This window comes from Neisseria mucosa, assembly GCF_013267835.1.
In the GTDB taxonomy this organism is placed as follows: domain Bacteria; phylum Pseudomonadota; class Gammaproteobacteria; order Burkholderiales; family Neisseriaceae; genus Neisseria.
Window position 1 is genome coordinate 524,495 of sequence record NZ_CP053939.1, and the last position, 23,545, is coordinate 548,039.

Annotated in this window: 19 protein-coding genes and 1 pseudogene; 4 read left to right on the forward strand and 16 right to left on the reverse strand. The window is 49.6% G+C overall.

The window, feature by feature from the left end; all coding sequences use genetic code 11:
• Positions 1–58 precede the first annotated feature (58 nt).
• The 4 genes from FOC66_RS02440 to FOC66_RS02455 all read right to left on the reverse strand — a co-directional run bounded on the left by FOC66_RS02440 (position 59) and on the right by FOC66_RS02455 (position 2,982).
• Positions 59–721 carry an NAD(P)H-dependent oxidoreductase gene (locus FOC66_RS02440; RefSeq protein WP_003746292.1) on the reverse strand — a complete coding sequence of 221 codons (663 nt, stop codon included), beginning with the start codon at positions 719–721 and terminating at the stop codon, positions 59–61.
• A 236-nt stretch (positions 722–957) separates the two neighbouring features.
• Entirely contained in the window at positions 958–2,355 is a 1,398-nt protein-coding gene (aspA, locus tag FOC66_RS02445) for an aspartate ammonia-lyase (RefSeq protein WP_003746294.1), read from the reverse strand.
• An 89-nt stretch (positions 2,356–2,444) separates the two neighbouring features.
• Positions 2,445–2,645: a hypothetical protein gene (locus FOC66_RS02450; RefSeq protein WP_003746297.1), complete on the reverse strand. Its 201-nt coding sequence runs from the start codon at positions 2,643–2,645 to the stop codon at positions 2,445–2,447.
• Between the two features lie 190 nt (positions 2,646–2,835).
• A complete protein-coding gene (locus FOC66_RS02455; RefSeq protein WP_049322342.1) occupies positions 2,836–2,982 on the reverse strand; it encodes a hypothetical protein in 147 nt (48 codons plus the stop codon).
• A 298-nt stretch (positions 2,983–3,280) separates the two neighbouring features.
• On the opposite strand from FOC66_RS02455, the gene FOC66_RS02460 reads away from it, so the two are divergent.
• The 4 genes from FOC66_RS02460 to FOC66_RS02475 all read left to right on the forward strand — a co-directional run bounded on the left by FOC66_RS02460 (position 3,281) and on the right by FOC66_RS02475 (position 9,381).
• A complete protein-coding gene (locus tag FOC66_RS02460; protein WP_003746301.1) occupies positions 3,281–3,973 on the forward strand; it encodes a VIT1/CCC1 transporter family protein in 693 nt (230 codons plus the stop codon).
• Positions 3,974–4,105: 132 nt separating this feature from the next.
• Complete coding sequence (mfd, locus tag FOC66_RS02465) at positions 4,106–7,510, forward strand: transcription-repair coupling factor (protein WP_003746303.1); 3,405 nt, start codon at positions 4,106–4,108, stop codon at positions 7,508–7,510.
• Between the two features lie 466 nt (positions 7,511–7,976).
• Positions 7,977–8,900 carry a hypothetical protein gene (locus tag FOC66_RS02470; protein WP_003746305.1) on the forward strand — a complete coding sequence of 308 codons (924 nt, stop codon included), beginning with the start codon at positions 7,977–7,979 and terminating at the stop codon, positions 8,898–8,900.
• 139 nt (positions 8,901–9,039) lie between these two features.
• Positions 9,040–9,381: a hypothetical protein gene (locus tag FOC66_RS02475; RefSeq protein WP_036493809.1), complete on the forward strand. Its 342-nt coding sequence runs from the start codon at positions 9,040–9,042 to the stop codon at positions 9,379–9,381.
• A gap of 90 nt (positions 9,382–9,471) precedes the next feature.
• On the opposite strand, the gene FOC66_RS02480 is transcribed toward FOC66_RS02475, so the two are convergent.
• The 12 genes and pseudogenes from FOC66_RS02480 to msbA all read right to left on the reverse strand — a co-directional run bounded on the left by FOC66_RS02480 (position 9,472) and on the right by msbA (position 23,358).
• Positions 9,472–9,774 carry an ArsR/SmtB family transcription factor gene (locus tag FOC66_RS02480; RefSeq protein ID WP_003746310.1) on the reverse strand — a complete coding sequence of 101 codons (303 nt, stop codon included), beginning with the start codon at positions 9,772–9,774 and terminating at the stop codon, positions 9,472–9,474.
• Positions 9,775–9,854: 80 nt separating this feature from the next.
• Positions 9,855–10,376, reverse strand: coding sequence for a rhodanese-like domain-containing protein (locus FOC66_RS02485; protein WP_003746312.1), 522 nt, complete (start codon positions 10,374–10,376; stop codon positions 9,855–9,857).
• Between the two features lie 12 nt (positions 10,377–10,388).
• Positions 10,389–10,583 (reverse strand): YgaP family membrane protein, encoded by a 195-nt coding sequence (locus tag FOC66_RS02490; RefSeq protein ID WP_003746314.1) that lies wholly within the window; start codon positions 10,581–10,583, stop codon positions 10,389–10,391.
• A 463-nt stretch (positions 10,584–11,046) separates the two neighbouring features.
• Positions 11,047–13,143, reverse strand: coding sequence for a TonB-dependent receptor plug domain-containing protein (locus FOC66_RS02495; protein ID WP_003746316.1), 2,097 nt, complete (start codon positions 13,141–13,143; stop codon positions 11,047–11,049).
• Positions 13,144–13,481: 338 nt separating this feature from the next.
• Positions 13,482–14,225 (reverse strand): hypothetical protein, encoded by a 744-nt coding sequence (locus FOC66_RS02500; protein WP_003746318.1) that lies wholly within the window; start codon positions 14,223–14,225, stop codon positions 13,482–13,484.
• Positions 14,226–14,478: 253 nt separating this feature from the next.
• Positions 14,479–15,972, reverse strand: coding sequence for a cardiolipin synthase (gene cls / locus FOC66_RS02505; protein ID WP_003746320.1), 1,494 nt, complete (start codon positions 15,970–15,972; stop codon positions 14,479–14,481).
• Positions 15,973–16,115: 143 nt separating this feature from the next.
• Complete coding sequence (hemE, locus tag FOC66_RS02510) at positions 16,116–17,177, reverse strand: uroporphyrinogen decarboxylase (protein ID WP_003746322.1); 1,062 nt, start codon at positions 17,175–17,177, stop codon at positions 16,116–16,118.
• A gap of 136 nt (positions 17,178–17,313) precedes the next feature.
• Complete coding sequence (locus FOC66_RS02515; protein WP_003746325.1) at positions 17,314–18,537, reverse strand: heme biosynthesis protein HemY; 1,224 nt, start codon at positions 18,535–18,537, stop codon at positions 17,314–17,316.
• Positions 18,534–19,805, reverse strand: a complete 1,272-nt coding sequence (locus tag FOC66_RS10685) for a uroporphyrinogen-III C-methyltransferase (RefSeq protein WP_231288088.1) — start codon at positions 19,803–19,805, stop codon at positions 18,534–18,536. The genes FOC66_RS02515 and FOC66_RS10685 overlap by 4 nt, the downstream gene beginning before the upstream one ends.
• Positions 19,806–20,018: 213 nt before the next feature.
• Positions 20,019–20,657, reverse strand: a pseudogene (locus FOC66_RS10690) (uroporphyrinogen-III synthase); the annotation flags it as partial.
• Positions 20,658–20,730: 73 nt separating this feature from the next.
• Positions 20,731–21,507, reverse strand: a complete 777-nt coding sequence (locus tag FOC66_RS02525) for a ferredoxin--NADP reductase (protein WP_003746329.1) — start codon at positions 21,505–21,507, stop codon at positions 20,731–20,733.
• Positions 21,508–21,591: 84 nt separating this feature from the next.
• Positions 21,592–23,358, reverse strand: coding sequence for a lipid A export permease/ATP-binding protein MsbA (gene msbA, locus FOC66_RS02530; protein WP_003746332.1), 1,767 nt, complete (start codon positions 23,356–23,358; stop codon positions 21,592–21,594).
• Positions 23,359–23,545: the final 187 nt, after the last annotated feature.

The window sequence follows — 23,545 nt, forward strand, 5'->3', positions numbered from 1 at the left end:
CTTTACTTTTTTAGAAAAGTAAAAGGGCGGCATTCGCCGCCCTATGAATCTAAAAGATTCATTCGACCCAAGTCACCATTTCTTCAATCGGTTTGCGTGATTTTTTGGTGATTTCTTTGGCTCGATAGCCGAATGTTGCTGCTACGGATACGCCCCATTCATTGGCATCAAACAGGCCTTCTGCCGCCAATACTTCGTTCATTTTGTCGTAGTTGAAGCCTTCGATTGGGCAGGAATCGATGCCGATGGCGGCTGCACCTGTGAGCATATTGGCTAAAGCAATATAGGTCTGCTTGCCGCTCCAGTCAAAGAGTGCGCGTTGGTCGTCGGCAATTTTAATATCGGTTTCTTGGAAGCTTTTGTATCTTGCCAACGCTTTTTCCAGCTGCTCGCCTTGCAGGCCCCTGCGTTCGGCAACGCTGCGGAAGAACGGGGTATCGTAACGGGCATTTTTCTTGGCAAGGATAATCACCAGATGGCTGCAGTCGTCCAGTTGCGATTGCATACCCCAGCTGAAAGGTTTGAGCTTTTCTCTCAATGCTTTGTTTTGGATAACCAAAAATTTCCATGGCTCGGATCCGACAGAGCTGGGTGAGAGGCGGGCAAATTCTAAAATCGCTGCAAAATCTTCTTGGCTGATTTTTTTGTCGGGATCGTAATAACGGGTGGAGCAGCGATTTTCGAATACTTGCAGCATTTGTTCGCGTGTAATTTTACTCATTGGTTTTTCCTAATAAATGAAGATGTTATTTTGACCGTTTTGCCAATATCCGGTTTGCGTGAATTGGAGAAGGAAACAGGATAGGGCAGCACCATGTTAAATCAAACCCTGCGGCTAGGCTATCTTTTAATTTTGAATTTCGCAGAAAAAATCGATTAAGTATCAATATGAATATGAAAAGGCCGTCTGAAATTTTAAAAGTAAAGTTTCAGACGGCCTTTGATTTTAAACCCTGGTTACAGGTGCGGATTCATCAGGTTTTCTGGGGAGAGGATGCGGTTGAGCTCTTCTTCGCTCAACAGGCCGCGCTCCAGTACGACTTCGCGCACGCCTTTGCCGGTTTGGGCGCAGATTTTGCCGACCAAATCGCCGTTGTGGTGGCCGATGTATGGGTTCAGGTAAGTAACCAAACCGATGGAGTTAAAAACATAGCGTTCGCAGATTTCGCGGTTGACCGTAATGCCTTTGACGCATTTTTCGGACAGGTTGACCGCGGCATTGCCCAAGAGGGAAATGGTTTCAAACATACATTGGGCGATGACCGGCTCCATAACGTTCAGCTGTAACTGACCTGCTTCGGCTGCGAAAGTGATGGTGGTGTCGTTGCCGATGACTTTGAAGCACACTTGGTTGACGACTTCAGGAATCACGGGATTAACTTTGGCCGGCATGATGGACGAACCGGCCTGCAATTCAGGCAGGTTGATTTCTTTCAAACCGGCGCGTGGACCAGAAGAGAGCAGGCGCAAGTCGTTACAGATTTTGGATAGTTTGACAGCTGTGCGTTTCAATGCGCCGTGTACCATTACATATGCGCCGCAGTCGGAGGTCGCTTCGATCAGGTTTTCAGTCAGTTTGCAAGGCAGGCCGCTGACTTCGGAGAGTTTCTCAACGACCAAAGCCGCATAGCCTTTGGGTGTATTCACGCCCGTACCGATGGCGGTGGCGCCGAGGTTGACTTCAAGCAGCAGGGAGCGGGTGCGGTCGAGATTGAGGATTTCTTCTTCCAACAACACTTGGAAAGATTGGAATTCTTGGCCTGCAGTCATCGGCACGGCATCTTGAAGCTGGGTGCGGCCCATTTTCAAAACGTCTTTAAACTCTTCGGCTTTGGCGGCAAAGGCGTTTTTCAGGATAGCCAGTTTTTCGAGCAATTCGCCGATGCTGTAATACACGGCAAGGCGGAAGCCGGTAGGATAGGCGTCGTTGGTGGATTGGCTGGCATTGACATGGTCCATCGGATTGACGATGTCGTAGCGGCCTTTTTCGTATCCCAACACTTCCAGCGCAAGGTTGGCAATGACTTCGTTGGTGTTCATGTTGACCGAAGTACCGGCGCCGCCTTGATAAACGTCGGACGGGAATTGGTCGAGGCAGCGGCCTTTGACCAATACTTCGTCGCAGGCTTTTTCAATGGCGGCCGCGATTTCCGGCTTGATGGCACCCAATGCGCCGTTGGCTTGCGCGGTGGCTTTTTTAACCATCACCATGCTGCGGACAAATTGCGGTACGTCGGAAATTTTTTGCGTGGAAATTTTAAAGTTTTCAATGGCGCGCAAAGTATGGATGCCCCAATATACTTCAGCAGGGATCTCACGGTCGCCCAATAAATCGTGTTCGATTCGTACAGTCATTTCTCTTACCTTCTCGTATAGTTGTGTTGGTGTGCGTTATGCGTTTGGAACATTAGCCCAGTTCGGCAAGATTGTCCAGTCGGTAAGGCTTAATCGTCAGGGTGAAAACGTGCCGCTTCGCGCTCTTTCGCGGCTGTCTCTTTATCTTTCAATTTCGCACCCAAGCCCAACATTTTTTCATATTCGGATTGCGGCGTGCCATCCTCTTCCATGCCGAATGCGCTGGCATTGACCCAAAGGGAAAGCAGGGAAACGATGAAGGCGAAAAAACCAACGATATACCAAAACATTTTTTTCTTCCTTGTGTGTCTGCGTGTGCAGATTGTTGTGGTTTGTAAAGATATGAATGTAGCACAAACACGGCAAGGTTTAAATTCCCTTACTTCGTCCTTTCATTCATTTACCTGTTATTGTTTAGAAAAGAAAAGGCCGTCTGAAAAGTAAGACTTTTCAGACGGCCTTGGGACTATATCGGGAAGATTAGCCGCCGCATGCGCCGCAGCAACCGCCTTCGCCATGACCGCCGCGTTTTTCTTCGTTGTTGACAACGGGCAGCTCGGTTTCTTCGGTTTGCTCTTTTTTATCTTCAGGCAAATCGTTTACTTTGATTTTGTTTTCTTCAGCCATGATATATCCTTTCAATGGATTAGGGAGTGGAAAGATTCATAAAGATAGCATCTTTAGAGCGATAAACCAAGTAGTGCAAAACGGTCTTGTGATAATGCCATGACTTGGAACAATAAATTTGATTGCAAAAGCGTAAAGGCCGTCTGAAGGAATCTTTAGATGCGTGTCAGTTTCTATGGTTTGAAATGGTAGCAGAAAGATTTAAGAATGCTTGATTTGAAGGGATAAACTGACATGGATTTCAAAAAACAATACAATGTTATCATCATCTGGACACCGCCAATTGATTGGAGCATATATGTATTCACACCACAGCGAACGCCATTTCAGCAACCGCAACAATTGGCTTCGGGCAAGCGTATTGGGGGCCAATGACGGGCTGATTTCCACTGCCTCGCTATTGACAGGCGTAGCCGCAGCCACGCCTGATTTCCAAACCCTGCTGTTGACCGGTGTTTCGGCACTGATTGGGGGCGCGGTGTCGATGGCGGCGGGGGAGTACGTTTCCGTATCCAGCCAGTCGGACACGGAAAAAGCCGATTTGCACAAAGAACGCCACGAATTGGCAAACAATCCTGACGCAGAGTTGGAAGAACTGACTGAAATTTACCGCCGCCGCGGTTTGTCCGGCGCGCTTGCCGCCGAAGTCGCGCAAGCCTTGATGGAACACGATGCACTTGCCGCCCACGCGCGCGACGAAATCGGCATCACCGAAACCTCGGCCGCCCGTCCCATGCAGGCCGCGCTGGCTTCTGCCGCTTCATTTTGTGCCGGCGCGATTTTGCCTTTACTGGTCGCGTTGACAGCTTCTAGTGCTATTGTCCCTGCATTGGCCGTCTCCACTTTGTGTGGACTGGCATTACTGGGTTATGTATCCGCCAAATTGGGCGGCGCGCCTGTCGTTCCTGCGGTTATACGCGTGTGCCTTTGGGGCGTGGCGGCATTGGCGATAACCGGATTTATTGGAAAATTGGCCGGTGTGGCGGTTTGAATGTAAGGCCTTGTATTCTTTTAAACCTGTATCCAGTAAAATTGAAAATTAATTTGCTCACTAAAGGCCGTCTGAAAAATTTTCAGACGGCCTGCGGTGCTTGTATTGACTTATTGCACACTGTTTTTTGTCATGACCTATCCGATTCCCAAACCCCGTGAAAAATCCCGTTGGCTCAATCTGTCTCAAGGCTCGCTGCCCTTGGCTTTGGCGCGTTATCTGCCGCATAAGCAGCTCAAGGTTGTCTTGACCCAAGATGCGGAACAGGCGCTACGCCTTCAGACGGCCTGGCTGTTTTTCCGTCCGCACGATACGGCGGTGTTCCTGCCGGACTGGGAAACGCTGCCTTACGAGCGTTTTTCGCCGCATCAGGATTTGGTGTCGGAACGGCTCTCGGCGTTGTGGCAGATTAAGAGTGGCGCGGCGGACGTGTTGTTCGTACCGGTTGCCACGGCGATGCAGAAGCTGCCACCCGTACCGTTTTTGGCGGGGCGCACGTTTTGGCTGAAAACTGGGCAGACTTTGGATATAGGCCGTCTGAAAACCGATTTGGTGGATGCGGGCTACAACCATGTTTCCCATGTTGTCGCGGCGGGCGAGTTTGCCGTGCGCGGCGGGATTGTCGATTTGTTCCCGATGGGCAGCGAGATGCCGTACCGCATCGATTTGTTCGACGATGAAATCGACAGCATCAAAACCTTTGATACCGAAACGCAGCGCACCATTTCCCCCGTTTCCGAAATCCGCCTGCTGCCGGCGCACGAATTCCCCACAGACAGCGAGGCGCAAAAGATTTTCCGCAGCCGCTTCCGCGAAGAAGTCGATGGCAATCCGAATGATGCCGCCGTGTACAAAGCCGTCAGCAACGGCCACTTCGGCGCGGGCGTGGAATACTACCTGCCGCTGTTTTTTGAAAACGAGCTGGAAACGTTGTTTGACTATATCGGCGAAGATGCGCTGTTTGTCTCTTTGGGCGACGTTCACGCCGAGGCCAACCGCTTTTGGAGCGACGTCAAATCGCGTTACGCCATGGCGCAGGGCGACGAAACCTATCCGCCTTTGCTTCCACAGTATTTGTATCTCTCTGCCGATGTATTCGTAGGCCGTCTGAAAAACTACGGACAAGTGCTGCCCGATGTTTCCGGCAAAGAACACACCTTGCCCGACCTTGCCGTCAACCGCCAATCCGACGAGCCTTTGCAGGCATTGAAGGATTTTCAGACGGCCTTTGACGGACGGATTTTGCTGTGTGCTGAAAGTTTGGGACGGCGCGAAACCATGCTCGGTTTCTTACAGCAAAACGGTTTGAAAGCCAAAAGCGTGTCTGACTGGCAGGGCTTTTTGTCGGCGCACGAGCCGCTGATGATTACAGTGGCGCCGTTAGCATACGGGTTTAAATTAGAAGATCAAAACATCGCGGTTATTACCGAATCCGATCTTTATCAATACGTCGCCCGCTCGCGCAAACATCATCGCAAGAAACACGCAGCCGTTTCAGACGGCATGTTGCGCGACCTTGCCGAAATCAATATCGGTGATCCTGTTGTACACGAAGAACACGGCATCGGGCGCTATATGGGCTTGGTAACGATGGATTTGGGCGGCGAAACCAACGAAATGATGTTGCTCGAATACGCGGGCGAAGCGCAGCTTTATGTGCCTGTTTCTCAACTGCATTTAATCAGCCGCTACTCCGGCCAAGCGCATGAAAACGTCGCCCTGCACAAACTCGGCAGCGGCGCGTGGAACAAGTCGAAGCGCAAAGCCGCCGAAAAAGCGCGCGACACCGCCGCCGAGTTGCTCAACCTCTACGCCCAACGCGCCGCCCAATCGGGACACAAGTTCGAAATCAACGAGTTGGACTATCAGGCGTTTGCCGACGGCTTCGGCTACGAAGAAACCGAAGACCAGGCCGCCGCCATCGCCGCGGTGATTAAAGACCTGACGCAGGCGAAACCGATGGACCGCCTCGTGTGCGGCGATGTCGGTTTCGGCAAAACAGAAGTCGCCCTGCGCGCCGCGTTTGTGGCGGTAATGGGCGGCAAACAAGTCGCCGTACTCGCCCCGACCACGCTTCTGGTCGAGCAGCACGCACAAAATTTCGCCGACCGCTTCGCCGATTTCCCTGTGAAAGTCGCCAGCCTTTCGCGTTTCAACAACAGCAAAGCCACCAAAGCCGCACTGGAAGGTATGGCGGACGGCACGGTCGATATTGTTATCGGCACGCACAAATTGGTGCAGGACGACGTCAAATTCAAAAACTTAGGTTTAGTGATTATTGATGAAGAACACCGTTTCGGCGTGCGCCAGAAAGAGCAGCTCAAACGCCTGCGCGCCAATGTTGACATCCTTACCATGACTGCCACGCCGATTCCGCGCACCCTCAGCATGGCGCTCGAAGGCCTGCGCGACTTCTCGCTGATTACCACCGCGCCCAGCCGCCGCCTTGCCGTCAAAACCTTTGTCAAACCCTTCAGCGAAGGCAGCGTGCGCGAAGCCGTACTGCGCGAACTCAAACGCGGCGGGCAGGTATTTTTCCTGCACAATGAAGTGGATACCATCGAAAATATGCGCGAGCGGCTGGAAGCCCTATTGCCCGAAGCCCGCATCGGTGTGGCGCACGGACAACTGCGCGAGCGCGAGCTGGAGCAAGTCATGCGCGACTTTTTGCAACAAAGATTCAACGTATTGCTCTGTTCCACCATCATCGAAACCGGCATCGACATCCCCAACGCCAACACTATCATCATCAACCGCGCCGACAAATTCGGGCTGGCGCAACTGCACCAGCTTCGCGGACGCGTCGGCCGCAGCCACCACCAAGCCTACGCCTACCTGCTCACGCCCGAATACATCACCAAAGACGCAGAAAAACGCCTCGACGCCATTGCGGCGGCAGACGAACTCGGCGCAGGCTTCACCCTCGCCATGCAGGATTTGGAAATCCGCGGCGCAGGCGAAATCCTCGGCGAAGGACAGTCCGGCGAAATGATGCAGGTCGGCTTCACGCTCTACACCGAAATGCTCAAACAAGCCGTGCGCGACCTCAAAAAAGGCCGCCAGCCCGACCTCGACGCACCGCTGGGCATCACCACCGAAATCAAACTGCACAGCCCCGCCCTGCTGCCTGAAAGCTACTGCCCCGACATCCACGAACGGCTCGTCCTCTACAAACGCCTCGCCGTCTGCGAAACCGTACAGCAAATCAACGCCATACACGAAGAACTCGTCGACCGCTTCGGCCTGCCCGAACAACCCGTCAAAACCCTCATCGAAAGCCACCACCTGCGGCTCGCCGCAAAAGAATTGGGCATAGACGCCATTGATGCGACCAGCGAAGCGGTAACGATAATCTTTGGTAAAAACAACAATGTCGATCCAACCGAAATCATCCTGCTGATTCAGAACGACAAAAAATACCGCCTTGCCGGAGCCGATAAGCTGCGATTTACCGCAGAGATGGAAAATATCGAAGTGCGGATTAATACGGTGAAGAACGTATTGAAGACTTTGAAAGAAAGGGTGATGGTGAAGTAGAAAGGTTAAGAAAAGGCCGTCTGAAACGATTTTCAGACGACCTTTTATTATCCAAAATTTGTAGGTCGGATACTGGTATTCGACAAAATCTCCCGTATGAAGCTGTCGGATTCTAGAATCCGACCTACATCTGCTTTTCTCATTGGAGCCTTGTCAATAAACAGGATAAATAGGGGTAAAACCGTCGTTCAGGTCGTCTGAAAATTCTCTTCAAGCCTTTATTTATGATTCTAAAGAATTTTAAATTGCGTATTGTCGACTTCAATGATGGAGATTTGTTGAGAGATACTGTATTGTTATGGATGGCAATTTTGACGGCACATTAGAAGATGCTTCTGAAGCTAAATCTCTTCGCCGTAAGCTTGATTTGATTCGGATGGTTCTTGACTTTAAAGACCAATCTGAAGAATAACTAACACTCAACCTTTTAATCTTAAAATAACTTTTGTATAAAGGGAATCTTATCATGAAAAAATTATTAATCGCTTTATTGGTAATCGCTGCCATTACTGGCTGTGAAAGCAAAGAAGTTAAAGAAGCTGCAAAAGCGGCTTCTGCTGCTGGGTCTACTGCTACTGTTAAGGAAGCCGCAGCTTCTGAAACACCAGAAATGTCTGAAGAAGATTTGGGTTATGGTGATCCAGTTCCAGCAAATCTCCAACCAGATGAAGAGTTCAATAATGGTTGGGAGTTCCATGGGGCTGACACTCGGGATCCGAACTTCTACGATGCAGTACAGAAATTCGGACCTACCTGGAGGTATGTTGGTAAGAATGACGACGGAAGTGAGTTCATGGTCATTTACTCTTGCGGTAATGGTTCTATTGGTAGCGGTTTTGCTATTGCTGGTCCTGCTATTTCTGGACACTACTCTAAGGAGCATCCTTACGAGTTTGTTATTACCAATCAGGGCCAAAACATACGTCGTGACTTTGTAGAACGTCCTGAGAAGTACCCTACTTTTGATAAAGTAGGTAACCGCCTAGCAAGCATGACCACAGCGGGCTTTAAACGCTATCAGGACTTGAATTACAATGTCTTGGCAGAGGTTAACGTAGGTGGTATCGTCGATGATAATACTGGTCACTCGATCGTTTACACAGACCCACGTCGTTTAGTAAACGGTGAGTTAGGTAATCGCTTAGCAGTGCAAGGCTTAGCCTTTACTGAAACGGTTACCGATTGGTCGCACCATGACTCTGTATATAAATCCTACATCCAAGACCCACAAACCTACCAAGGTAAGTTAATGGGTCTATTCGAACCAAGTGCTATTCAAGAGCATATAAAGAGCAATACTTTCAGTTACAAGTACAATATCCCTGCAGTGATCTCTGATCCAGCAGCAGAGAAGTACTTTAAGAACGGAAACATTTGCGATTTGAATTAATAATAAGTGTTTCTAGAAAGACTATTCCCTAAACCGGAGTAGTCTTTCTTTTTTAATCTAAATCAGTAAAGGAATAGAAAATGTTAAAACAAATCGTTATTGTAGAAGGTTTATCTCATTATCGAAGGATAAAATGACGATGAAAATTAAGGTAGCTATGCTGGGTATTACCGGCTTGATATTGTCCGGCTGCTTTTTTGCCAATGACGAAATCAAGTTGGATGATATTGGGAATTTCAAAATTACTGTCAATGATGCTAAGGATTATAGGCAGGTTCATTTGACAGGCTTATTAGGCAATAGTGCAATGGGCATTTCAGATATCAAAACAACTAGCCGCAACGATGAGCTGAATATTACTTTATTTCAAAAATTAGCAGGTTCGGAATACTCAGGAACATTAGATAAAGAAATTGCTCTTGAAAACAATATCAAGAAGATTACTTATGGTTCTAAACGCGAGATTATATGGCAAGACTAAAAATACAATAAAGGTCGTCTGAAAAAGGTTCAGACGGCCTTTAAAATTATAAATGGATAGACTTTTTGACTATCCTATTTCGATAACATTTCAAGATTTTTTTGCGCAGAAAAAGGAATACAGCAACTGTATCATCTCGGTTACCCTCGGGTCGGCAATGTAATACTGCCGTTCCCGATGGTTCACTTCAAACGATACCAAACCGGCTTCACGTAATAGGGCTAATTGGCTGGACATTGCCGCTTGCGGCAGTCCGGATGATTCAGCCAACTCGGTTACATTGTGCGGCCTTTCATGTAGTTTGCACAATACCGCGAGACGGTTGGGATTGGCCAGAAGTTTAAGAAAAGCGGAGGCTTCTTCGTAGGGTGGTTGATTGTCGGCAATGGTCATTTTTCACGCTTTTCGGCAAATGAGGAGGTTGAATTATCAGTCATAATGGCCTCCAGCAGCAACTTTCAGACGGCCTTTGTTTAATGATTCCATGGCATTTTGGCCAGCAGGCGTGCCATACCGCAGAATCCGGTTAGTCCGGCCGTTAACAGACCTGCGCCGACCATCACGTCTATCAGATAAAACCAAGGCGATACCAGCCAACCTGCCAGCACGCCCAACAGAATCAAACTGCCCGCTATGGTTTGCACCTGCCGCATGATGTCCGGTGCGGCACGGTCAGCAACAATAGGAAGCCCTGCAGCCTTCCATGCCTGTAAGCCGCCTTCTAGAATATAGCATTCTCGACCTTGGCCAAGCGCTGACAATATTGTTTCTGCCTGTGTTGTACGTTTACCGCTCAGGCAATAAAAAATCAGGCATAGGGCTGTATCATCGGGCAGTTTGTCTCGCTGCCGTTCAGGCGGAAGGGATAATGCACCGCCAATATGCCCGCCCCGATATTCGGCTTGGCTTCGGATATCGACTGCCAACGCGTCCTCACGGATTTTTGCCGTGGCTTCGGAAGGCGTAATTCGCGGGAGTTGTCCGACCGTACTCATGTTTTGTCTTCGTTATTTTTTGTTGATGCGACAGGTGTTGATGCCCAATAAGCTGTACAGTGCGCAGTTGCCAATCAGTGCTGTGCCCAGAGGGACGATGCCCAGCCAACCCCACCAGCCAATTTGTCCGGTAGCGGCTGCAGCAATCAGCGCTACGCCGATAACAATACGGATTACGCGATCCAAAGTACCCAAGTTTCGTTTCATTTTATTGCTCCTTGTTTAAGAATGGATTGTCTATAAATAAACATATATAACAAAAATCATATATGAGAAATATTATAGCTTTAAAGATGACTTTGTCAAATGGTTTACAGTAAAAGTGTAATGAATATTTGCATTGTATTTTTAAACGCACAAATAGAATCAATCTCCAACGGCATGGTTAAATGTAAAAATACAGCCTGATATTTTCAGACGGCACTGAAGATGATCTATATAATATTTTATTTATATTGGAAGAATGAGTAGTCAGTTTTCAGAAGGAATCAAATCATGACCGATTCGGAAAAGAAGTTCAATGGAGACGATTTGAAGACTGGATAATCCGTTGTGTAACTAGCAAGGGAGAGAAAACACTTTAAAATCAAATTGTCTACGAATTATAAAAGGCCGTCTGAAAATTGAATTTCAGACGGCCTTTGGTTTCTTTATAACGTCGTTCGTATCATCAGAAACGATAGTTCACGCCCAAGGCAAATTCGCGGCCGCGTTCGTAGAAGGGCACGCGTCCGTTGCCGTCAGGGAAGCGTTGGCTATGCGAACGGTATTGCTTATTGCCGATGTTGTTGACGGCGAAGTTGACGTTCAGGTTGTCTTTTTTCAGCGGCTGCCAGTTGGCGTAGATGTCGTGTACGCCGTAGCCGGCTTTCTTGCTGTGTATCGTGCCTTGTCCGCGGGCGACGTCGGTGTATTTCACGCTTTGGGCGTAGCGGCCGCGCCAGCCGATTTCGAGTTTGGGGTTTTCAAACTGATAAGACAGGCCGGTCAGCCATTGGCGGCCGGTGTTCCAGAAGGTGAACGAGCTTTCGTGGTCTTCTGCTTGAATCGGGCTTTCGCCGTAGTACATTTCGCCGTTCAGGCGGGGTTTGACGTAGGATACGCCGGCGCGTGCGGTCAGGCCGCCCCAGCGGTAGGACGCGTCAAGTTCGTAGCCGTAGGTTTTGAGCGTGCCGCCGTTGTAAATCTTGCCGCGTTCGGTGATGGAGGCGGTGTTGTTGTTGATTTTTGCCCAACGATAGACGATGAGGTCTTTGATGCGTTGGTGGAACACGCTGCCGCTGACGTTGAAGTTGTCGTTGCGCCATTTGAAGCCCAATTCGGCACGGCGGGCGGTTTCGGCTTTGAGGTTGCTGTCCAAATCGGCGGCAGCGCCTGCGCGTTCGTTAGCCAACAGGGCTTCGTTCAGGCGGGGCGCACGGCTTGCCTGATTGAGGTTTGCCAAGAGGGAGAAGTTGTCGTTGATGTCCCAAATCGCGCTGATGCTGGGGTTCAGCTGTCCGTGCGACGCGCTTTGTTTGCTGGCGGCGTTGTATTTGAAATGGTCGTAACGCAGGCCGGTGGTCAGGGTAACGGGGTTCAGGTTCCAGATGCCTTCCGCGTACACGCCGTATTCGGCTTTCTTCTCTTTGTCGCGTTCATACAAACCGAGAATCTTCAGCCATGCGCCTTTGTCGGACGGCTCGGAGGTTTCGTGGCGGTAGTTGACGCCGTATTTCACCATGTGTCCGTCGCCGAAGGAGCTGGCGAGGTTCAGGTTGGCGCCGGTTGCTTTGATTTTGCTCAACTCAAGCTGACCGATGGGAACGCCGCCTTGAGCCGTGCCGGAGGCATGTGCTTTCGGGGAAGGCGCGCCTTTAGGCGGCTTGGTGTCGTCGGTGTTGATTTGGAAGACGTTGGCGTCAATTTTGTCGAGGAAGCCGACGTTGCGGCCACGGTATTCCAGATTGTAGGTCTGCTCTTTTTGATAAGTGCCGTCCACGCCGACATAGCTGTCAACGTTTTGGAACTCGGCTTTGTCGGTGCGGTTGCCTTTTTGGTATTCCTGACGGTAGGTCAGGCGGATGCCGTGGTCGTCGTTGAAGTCGTAGCCGAGTTTGGCGAGGTAGCTGTGCTGTTTCAGATGACTGCCGCGGTTGACATCGCCGTTGCCGTCTTTGTAGTCGCGGTTGTTGAGGAAGTTGCCTGCAAACAAGGCATCGAAGCCGTTTTGATAGCCGTAAACCGCCGCGTTGCCGGTTGAGCCTTTATTGCTGCTCAAGCCCGCGCCGAGTTTGAAACCGAAAGGTTTGCCGTCGGTCAGTAGGTCTTTCGCGTCAACCGTCGTTACGCGGATGGTACCGCCGACCGCGCCCAAGCCCGCGCTCGCCGCGCCCGTGCCTTTTTCGACGTTGATGCTTTTCACCAAAGCGGGGTCAAGCTGGAAGCGGCTTTGGTGGTGGAAAATTTTGGTGGATTGGCTGGTGCCGTCCACTTCCAAATTAATCTTGTCTTCGCCGACGCCGCGGATGCTGTAAAACTGCGCCACGCCGTTGCCGCCGCCGACATCCATACCGATTTGGTCTTTCATGACTTGTTTCAAATCGGTCGAAGTTTCGCGGTCAAGCTGATTGCGGGTAACGCGGGTCGGTACGGCAGTACCGGTAACCTTAATTTCATTCAGCTCGGCAGTTTCTGCTGGTTGCAAATTTTCGGCATGAGCGAAGCCTGTTGATAGTGCGAGTGTAATGAGACTAAGGCGGAATACAGGAAAAGAGGTTTTATTCATGATTTTTCCCAAGGAATAAAAAATTGACCGTTTATTCTAATTATTTTAATAATGATTATCAAACTACAAATAAATGTAAAAGAACATATTGGTCTCATTTTGATTTGTAGTTTGGATATTTTTATAAATATCAATTGGTTTGTTTATGGTTAAATTTTGTAAAACTATTTTGAGAGAAAATATGTTGAGGCTTACTGTTTTGCAACTGGAGAAAAGGGATGAGTTGAATATTTATCGATGATCAATATTGTGTATAGGTGTTTTAAAAGGCCGTCTGAAAATTATTTCAGACGGCCTTTAAGTTTAACAAGCTTAACTATGCAGTTTGTGAGGCTTGTTTATTTGGAAGGTGGTTGGGCATATCCGTTATCGGCTGGGAATGCGTCAGGTTCGCTATTTTTTTGCGTTGGGTCGTATAGTTCAAAAATAGCCGTACCAATTACACCTGTATTTTTGATGGAGCCTTTATCCGAGTTTGCAGCGTAAGAGTCTTCTGGGTTGCTGAATACAAAAGATGCTACAGCATCATCACTTTTACGGAAACCTTCGATTACCAGTGAATCATGTGGGTACAGAACATAGCCATCTGAGTATCTGCTGGCAGCCTGGCCTGAGATGACATCCAAACCATCTACGCTGGCTATAATTTCCAAAGTTTTATTGCTATTGTTCTTATAAACCAAACGGTATGACTGACCGTCTTTACCTTGCAAAAAGTAGTTGCTACCGTCGCGGAAGATTGGAAACAGGTCGCCATTGTCAGATTGCACGGATAATTCCACTTTGCCTGCTGCTAAAGAAATCGAGTTGATTTTTTTACCCTGATAATCTTTAGCTGAGTAGTTCAATACGCCTTCTGCCAAAGGGTTTTTCGTGACACGGCGCAAATCTACGGAATGAACGGAAGACTGTACTTCATCTCCCCAGCTGGTTCCTAGTTTTTCTGCTGTTTCTACGCTTTGATTGGCTATTTCTGAATCTGCTGGTGCAGGAGCTTCAGATGAAGGAGATTGCTGGGAACAAGCAGCTAAAATTGCAGCCAACAGCATTGTCAGCCACAATTTGAATTTTATTTTGAACATAATTGCTCCTGAGATAATTTAATAGGTTAACAATCTGAATATATTAAATAATATGAAAAATTATCCGTATTCTATACTATTAATCTAATTGGGTAGAAAGCAGAGCTGTAAAAACAAGATAAATTATTTATAGTAATTAAAATAGATTTGAAAACAAACCGGACTTTGATTTTGTGAGTTGGTATCGCTGGTTAATCTGTTTCTGTATAAAAAGGCCGTCTGAAAAGTGTTTTTCAGACGGCCTCACTACTTTTTACAGCAAAGGACTCATCAGGCGGACGGCATTTTCTACGAGGCCGCGGAGTTTGGAGCGTTGTTGCCATGATTTGATGGCAATGTAGCTGCTGTTTTTGAGGTAGTCACGTTGGAGGTTGCAGATTTGTTTGGTGGTGTCGCGATCGTAGATGGCGAGGCTGATTTCGAGGTTGAGGAAGAAGCTGCGCATGTCCATATTAACCGTACCGAAGAGGGAGTAGTCTTCGTCTATGGTCATGGTTTTGGCATGTAGAAGACCGCCTTCAAACATGGCGATTTTGACGCCGGCTTCCAGCAGCATAGGGTAGTAGGCGCGTGAGGCGTAGCGTACCATCAGTGAGTCGACTTTGGCAGGCAGTATCAGGGTTACTTTGACGCCGCGTTTGGCGGCGACGGTTAATGCCATGAGAAGCGGCTCGTCGGGGACGAAGTAGGGGGTGGTAATCGTGATTTGTTTGGTAGCGGCATAGATGGCGCTGATGATGGTTTCGTAAATGACGAAGCTGCTTTGCTCGGGAGCGGAGGGAATGATTTGGGCAACAATATTGCCTTGCTGCATTTTTTCGGGAAGGATTTTGGGCAGCAGGTTTTTTGCTTGGTTGAGGTATGTTTGTACGTTTTGGAGGTTTTTATCGGTTTCGACGGCAAGGTCGGCGAAGAAGACGGCTGACAGCTCCAGTACCATAGGCCCTGTGCAACGCATCATGGCATCTATCCATTCGCCGACGCCTGAGTTTTGTTTGAAGTAGCGCGGATCAACGAGGTTGAAGCTGCCGGTGTAACCGATTTTGCTGTCGATAACGAGGAGTTTACGGTGGTTGCGCAGATCGGTGCGTGTGAATAATGTACGCCAGATGCCGACAGGTAAGGAGGTATGTACTTCAACGCCGGCTTGGCGCAGTTTCTCTACCCAATCGCTTTCAAGAAAGCTCCTGCTGCCGACAGCATCGGCCAGTATCGCGCAGTCTACGCCTCTGGCTTTGGCGGCAAGGATTTCATTTAGAATTTCTTCGATGCGGCCTTTGGGTTCGATAATGTAAAAGGCCAACAGGCAGGAATGGGCTGCGGCGCGTATGTCGGCAAGCATGCTGTCGATGATGGTGTCGGTGGTTGAGAGCAGGCTCATGGCGTTGCCTCGGGTTGCACCCAGCCCCGTTCCTTTTTCGGCAACTTTACTGATGCCGTGGTAACGCGATTTCACTTGGTCGGCAATATCGAGATACATATCGGTAAGGTGGGCGGCGGCAAAGTTGCGGTAGAAACGGTTCATTTCGCCGGTACGTTTGGCGCGGGCCGTACCGAGACGCGGCTCGCCGATGAGGATGTAGGCGATGGTTCCGAATACGGGGAAAAGGAAGAGGATAATCAGCCATGCAAAGGTTGAGCCGATATTTTTTTGTTTGTACAACACGCGCAGCATGCAGGCGAGTGCGGCGCAGGTGTGGGCGAAGATAAAAATCTCGGTCCAGGTAATGTCTTTTAAGAAATTCATATTCGGTGGGGAGTGGTTGGGTTTTTCAATTTGAAGGTTGAGGCCGACAAGCTTCAAATATTAAGTATATAGAAAAACCGTCTGAAAACAAATTTACACGATAATTGTGTTTTTGTTTTCAGACGGCCTTTGCGTTGCTTTCATTAACTGTGATACTGACGGGACAATTCGTGTACGGTATCGACCAGAATTTTGGCGTGTTCGGGGTCGGCGTGTTGGTTGATGCCGTGGCCGAGGTTGAATACATGGCCGCTGCCGTTGCCGTAGTCGGCAAGAATGCGTGCGACTTCGGTGCGGATAGATTCGGGCGTGCCGAAGAGGGCAAACGGGTCGAAGTTGCCTTGCAGGGCGACTTGTTCGCCGACGCGACGGCGGGCTTCGCCGATGTTGCAGGTCCAGTCCAAGCCTAATGCGTCTGCGCCGATTTCTGCCATGCTTTCCAGCCATAAGCCGCCGCCTTTGGCAAATACGATAACAGGCACGCGGCGGCCTTCGCTTTCGCGTTTGAGTCCGGCTACGATTTGACGGATATATTTCAGGCTGAATTCTTTAAATGCGGCATCGCTCAACACGCCGCCCCAAGTGTCGAAAATTTGTACGGCTTGTGCGCCGGCATCGATTTGGGCATTGAGATAAGCGGTAACGGCTTGGGCATTGGTGTCGAGGATTTTATGCAGCAAATCAGGGCGCGAATACATCATGGTTTTGATGGTGCGGAATTCTTTGCTGCTGCCGCCTTCGACCATGTAGCAGGCGAGTGTGAACGGGCTGCCGGAGAAGCCGATGAGTGGAACGCGGCCGTCCAGTGCTTTGCGGATGGAAGTTACCGCGTCAAAGACGTATTGCAGTTTTTCCATATCGGGAACTTGCAGTTTGGCGATGTCGGCTTCGTGTTGCAAAGCGCGTTCAAATTTCGGGCCTTCGCCTTCGGCAAAATACAGGCCCAAACCCATGGCGTCGGGTACGGTCAGAATGTCGGAAAACAGAATTGCCGCGTCCAGATCGAAGCGGTCTAAAGGCTGGATGGTGACTTCGGTCGCCAGCTCGGTGTTTTTGCACAAATCGAGAAAGCTGCCTGCGCGTGCGCGCGTGGCTTTATATTCAGGTAGATAGCGTCCGGCTTGGCGCATCATCCAGATGGGTGTGTATTTGACAGGCTGTTTGAGCAGGGCGCGGAGGAAAGTATCGTTTTTCAGAGCAGTCATGATAAATAGGCTTTCTGATTTGGTGTGTTGGAACAAAGTTCAGACGGCCTTAGTTGTTTATTCAGGCCGTCTGAAATGATTAAATGGTTGGTTTAGTTGTAGATTTCATGTTGTCGCTTAATGCGAAATCAGCACATCAATTGGGTTGAGGAAGGGCTGCCGGATGTTCTTCTTCGGCCACGCTTTCCAAAACCAGATTGCGTTGTTCTTGCGCTTTTTGCGGCTGATCGGTTTCATCAAACACACGGGCCAAAACCAAATGCGCAGATACGCTGGGTTGCAGGGCGATGCTGGCTTCGAGGTAGCCTTGGGCTTTGCCCCAAAGTTTGCGGCCGTAAGCCAGTTGGCCAAGATACATCAACAGTAGCGCATTGTTCGGTTGTTCCTGCAACCAAGAATCTGCCAAATCGATGGCTTTTTGCTGGTCGCGCTCGCTTAGGAAACGAACGGATTCGACAAATGCTTCCAAAAGCTCGGGCTGGCGGTTTTGCGGATAATGGGTTTTTACCCATTTGACCGCTTCGGTATACAAGCCCAAACGCTCGTATTTTTCGGCAATCGCGACGCACAATTCGCCAGATTTCACACTTTCGGGAATCTGTTTCAAACAGGCTTTCAGACGGCCTGCATCGGTTACTTCGCTCAAGAGGCGGCGATATGCCCAGTTTTGATACTGTTCTGCTTCGTAATCGTTGATGGCGCCGGCTTTGACCAGTTTTTCCGCTTTTGCTAGGACATCTGAGGCATCGCCGTGATCAAAGGCATAACGCAATTGCAGGCGCACCAGGCGGCTTAAGTTGCCGTTGATTTTGGCTGCAGCTTCAAGATTTTGTGCGGCAGTCGGATAATCGCGGCGGCCCAGTGCGGATTCGGCCAGCAAAAGATGACGGGAAAGCTGTTGTTTTTGCGGAAGGTGTTCGATTTCGTGCAGGTAGCGGTCGCGCAGTTCGAAGTTTTCCATTTGGTCGGCCGCGTGCGCGCCCAACATCAAAGCCAGGGTGCGGTTGTCGCCGGCTTCTTTGTTTTGCAAGACTTTGGCGGCTTCTTGTTCGGCTTTTTCAAAACGGCCTTCAAAATATGCCAAACCTGCGCTGTTCAAAGAGGCAGAAGCCTGACGGCCTTTGCGGGCAATGCCGAATCGTTGCATACGCGCCGGAAGGTTCAAAAGGCCGAACACGAATTTAATCAGGAAATACAAGACGAATACGCTCAACAGCAGGCCTAAAACAAAGGCATGCAGATTGATGCGCAGCATGGTTTGCTCAACCACGACGTACACGTTGCCTGTATAAATGCCGGAAGCCAACGCTAAACCGACGGCGGCGGCAAACAGAATGACAATCCAAACGACGGTTTTCATGCTTGCTCTCCTTTAATTTTGGCAGCAGGCTTGGTTTGGTTTTGTGGTTTGGTAGCTTCGGCAGCCGGTTCTTTTTTGTTTTCAGACGGCAATGCAGGCGCTTCCAGAGATTGAGGGGCGGAAGCGGCGGCCGGTGCGGCAGTCGTAGCTTGATCGGCAGCTGCCGCCGGAGCGGAAGCGGTTTTCTCGGCAGCTTGGGTTTGGGCAGCCTCTTCGTTCGTCATTTGTGTACGCGAACCTTCTTGATAAGCGCGAACGGCACTCAAGCTGGCTTTCAGGCTGTCGTCTGAAATCATGCGGACATCAAGGGCTTTGAGTTCGGCCAACTCTTTCAGCCATGACTGGGTAGCAGGGGATTTGCTGTCGAAGTATTGCTTCACGGTTGCTTCAACATTGTTCAAATCGCTTTGATACACTTCGCTGTTGTGTTGCAACAGGGCAATGCGCGCATCCAAAAGGCGCAGGCGCAGGTTTTCACGGATGAAGTAGGTTTGTTCGGGCGAAATCAACATGGCGTCGTTGCTGTCCAGATGACGGACTTCAACCAAGCCTTTGAGGGCATTGAGGGATTTTTCCCATGTATTTTTCCACCAAGTTCCTGAATGGGCGGTTTCGACAGGCGCGGCACCCGGTTTCAATACGCCGTCCAAGACCAAAGGCAGGCCGGAAATGGCGGTTTCCAAACGGTCGATACGCAGGGCGGTAGCGGAAATATCGACATAAGGACGGTTTTTCAGTGCGGCCAAATCATTGCTGATGGCTTGTTTGACGGGGATAAGCTCGGGCTGGTCAAAACGGCTCAGGCGGCTGTCGATGTGTTCCAATACGCTGACCGCGCCTTGAAGGTTGCCTGACAGCATCAATTGTTGCGAAGCAGTGTTCAGCATGGATTCGGCTTCGTCAACCAGCCAGTTGATACGGCCTTTAAGCAGCTCTTGATAAGCTTTTTGCGTTTGCAGAATTTGATCGCTATTGCTTTTTTGACCGTTGTTCAAGCGGTCTAACTCGGCCTGAATAGCGGTTTGGCGGTTGAGGTTGTCTTTTAAAAGGCTGGCGTTTTCAGACTCGCCCAACGCAGCTTTGTCGATTTTTTGATTGAATTCGAGCTCTTGGTTTTTTAAAACATTTTGACCCTGTACAAACAGGAATCCGCTCGCGCCCAAGCCAAGCAGTGCCAAGACGGTTGCACCTGCGGCCAAGGCTTTGCCGCCGGATTGTTTGATGATGACAGGGGCGTTGTTTTGTGGGAGATTGTTGGACTCGGGCATGCTCGCCTCCACTCGCTGAGGTTGGGTAGGTTTGATTGGTTCAGACGGCCTGGTGTTTTCAGAACGTTCAGGCGCCGAAGCTGCCGTATTGGCAACTTGTCGGGTATCTTTATTGTCTTCGACTTGGGTCACTGCTTGACTCCTTTGTGGCATGGATGAAAGTGCAGCGGATAAAGAAGTGACGGTTTCTACATGTTTGGCGCCGACGATGCGAAGTGCATCGGCAATGCGCGGATGGTGGGTAAAGTATAGCAAGGATTCGAAGAATCGGGAAAATTGCGGCGGAATCTGATGGAAAAATTCGCGTGCAAGTTCGCCGGATGTAACGTAGGCGGCGGCGATGTCTTCGGTTTTAAAGTGCTGCCAATCGATGGCGTGTGGCCGTCTGAAATAGATTTCGGCGAAGTCGATTTGGAAACCCAGTGCGCTTAATTTGTCTGCCAAATAATCGCGGCCGCCATGACCTCGAATAATGAGAACTCGGGCGTTGGGCGGTAGGTTTTTCCAAATAGGCATTCTCAAGACGGCTTCGCTGTCGTTGCCGTCTTCGGGAGAGAATACGGGATAAGGGGAGAATTGTGCCAAAGTATGTTGGCTGGTTTGGCCGACGGTAATGTGTGCTTTGGGGCCGTCTGAAAAGTTCAGGTGCGGCGCTGCGGTTTCAATAGCGGTCGGGCTGACCCAAAACACGACATCGGCTTGCTTGAATTGTTCGGGAAGTTTGTTTAGTCCCGAACGGTCTGCCTCTATTTCGATCGGACTCAATACTTGAGCCTGCCAACCGGCTGCATGGCAGGTTTGGATATCTTGTTGCGGACGGTTGGACGGACGGATAATGAGTAGAGTAGGCATAATGTGGGATAAATTATTAAGGTTTTAGGCCGTCTGAAAGAAGGGTTTCAGACGGCCTGTTGCCGGAGATACGTTATTGATCGACGAATGCGCGCTCAATCAGGTAGTCGCCGCGGACACCGGTTTTCGGAGAAACGGTCAGGCCGAATTCGTCCAAGACGTTGCAGGTGTCTTTCAACATAGCAGGGCTGCCGCACAACATGGCGCGGTCGTCTTGCGGATTGATTTTAGGCAGGCCGATGTCTTCGAAGAGTTTGCCGCTGCGCATTAAATCGGTCAGACGGCCGTGGTGTACATAGTCTTCGCGTGAAACGATTGGATAGTAAATCAGTTTTTCTTTAACCAAGTCGCCCAAGTATTCGTGTTCGGGCAATTCTTTGGTGAAGCGGTCGTAGTATGCCAAGTCTTTTTTGTAGCGTACGCCGTGAACCAAGATGATTTTTTCGAATTGCTCGTAAATTTCAGGGTCTTTGGTAATGCTCAAGAAAGGGGCGATGCCGGTACCGGTGCTCAAGAGGTAGAGGTGTTTGCCCGGATTCAGGTCGCCGGCAACCAGTGTACCGGTCGGTTTTTTACTGATGAGGACATCATCACCGACTTTAAGGTGTTGTAGGCGGCTGGTCAATGGGCCGTCTTGTACTTTAATGCTGAAAAATTCCAGATGCTCTTCCCAGTTGGCCGAAGCCACGCTGTATGCGCGCATCAGCGGTTTGCCGTCAACCATCAGGCCGACCATGACGAATTGGCCGTTTTCAAAGCGCAAAGATTCGTCACGGGTGCAGGTGAAAGTGAAGTAAGCGTCGGTCCAGTGGTGTACGGACAAGACTTTCTGGGTGTTGAATGCTGCCATTGATATTTCCTGTCGGATAAGGCCGTCTGAATAGGATAAGTCGGGGCGGCCGAGGTTAATAAAAAGAGTGGAATACGGCTTCAGCTACTTGCTCGCCGGTACGGCTGATTTTTCGCTGAGGCTGTGCAGGTCGGCATAGCGTCCGCCTGCGCTGATTAATTCTTGGTGTGTGCCTTGTTCGACGACATTGCCTTCATGCATGACAACGATGTTGTCTGCTTTTTCGATGGTAGAAAGTCGGTGGGCAATCACCAAAGTGGTACGGTTTTGCATCAGGTTTTCCAATGCGGTTTGCACCAAACGTTCGGATTCATTATCCAATGCACTGGTGGCTTCGTCCAAAATTAAAATCGGCGCGTTTTTCAAAAGCGCACGCGCAATAGCGAGACGTTGACGTTGGCCGCCGGACAGTTTTAAACCGTTTTCGCCGACTTCAGTGTGCAGGCCTTGCGGCATTTTTTGGATAAATTCCCAGGCATTGGCTGCTTTTGCGGCATTGATAATTTCTTCTTCGCTGAATTTGTCAGCTTGTGCATAGGCAATGTTTTCAGCAATCGTACCATTAAACAGGACAACGTTTTGGCTGACGAATGCCATGCGGCTGCGCAAGCTTTCGAGCGTATATTCATTGATGTTGATGCCGCCGATCAAAACTTCGCCTTCATTGGGATTAAGGAAGCGCGGCAACATATTGGCCAAGGTGGTTTTGCCGCAACCCGATGCGCCGACCAATGCAGTCACTTTGCCTTGCGGGACAAGCAGGTTGATGTGGTTCAAACTGTTGCGTTCGGCTTCAGGATAACGGTGTACAACATCGCAAAATTCGATATTGCCAGGGTTTGGGCTGAGGGTTTGTTTGCCTTCGTTGTTTTCTTCGGGTTGGTCCAAAAAGGTGAAGACGCTTTCTGCCGCCGCCAAACCGCGCTGCAGGGATTGCATCACACCGGTCATGCGTTTGATGGGGTCAAACATCATGATCATGCTGGACAAAAACGACATGAAATCGCCTGCACTAAAGCCGGAAAGCCCTGCTTGGCGGGCTGCTGCGTAAATAATTGCGGCCAGAGCGACCGAAGCCATCAATTGCGTAATACCGGTACCGGCAGAGCTGGCGGAAACCTGTTTGAGCAGGTTGCGGCGAACATCATTGGCAATACGGTCGAAGCGGCGGTTTTCATAATCTTGACCACCGTAGATTTTTACAACGCGTTCGCCATTAATACTTTCGCCCAAGACCTGCATCAGCTGGCCAAGATAAATTTGATTGTTGGCAGACAGTTTGCGCAGGCGTTTACTGACTGTTTGGATACATACGGCGACGACCGGTAAGATGATAAAAGTAATCAGGGTCAAACGCCAGTTCAGATAAGTCAGCAAGCCCAACAGGCCGACTACGCTCACGCCGTCTTTGGCAATCACGGTAATGACGTTAAACCCTGCATCGGTAATTTGATTGACGTCGTTCAAGATGCGAGACATCAAACGGCCGCCGGTATTGCTGCTGAAATACGAAGTCGGCAGGTGCATCATTTTGTTGAACATTTCACCGCGCAAGCGCTGCACCAAGTGGCTGGACAGATACGTCGTGCAATATTCGTTGATGAAGTTAAACAGGCCGCGAACGAAAAACAGCGCCACAATTGCCAGCGGCAACCATGACATGCTTTTCATGTTTTTATCGACAAAACCTTCATTGATCAAAGGTTTGAGCAAGTAACCGAAAGCCGGCATCGTACCGGCGACAATCAGCATGGCCACTACGGAGACGATAAACATCTTCCAATAGCTTTTCAAATATCCAAGCAAGCGCTTGTATAACTCCCAGTTGGATGTGGCTTGTGTTGTCTGCATATCAATCCAAATTTAGAGCAAACATGCAATTCTAAACGAAAATATCTGTCATTACAATGTTTGCAATTGAAAGTCAAAAGGAGTCGGTATTGTTTTAACGCCTTGATTTTATATTGGGAACGACTGTGGTTTGGTGGGTTTGGCAATAATGTTGCCCACTTCTTAAATATCGGTTGCGGCCGTCTGA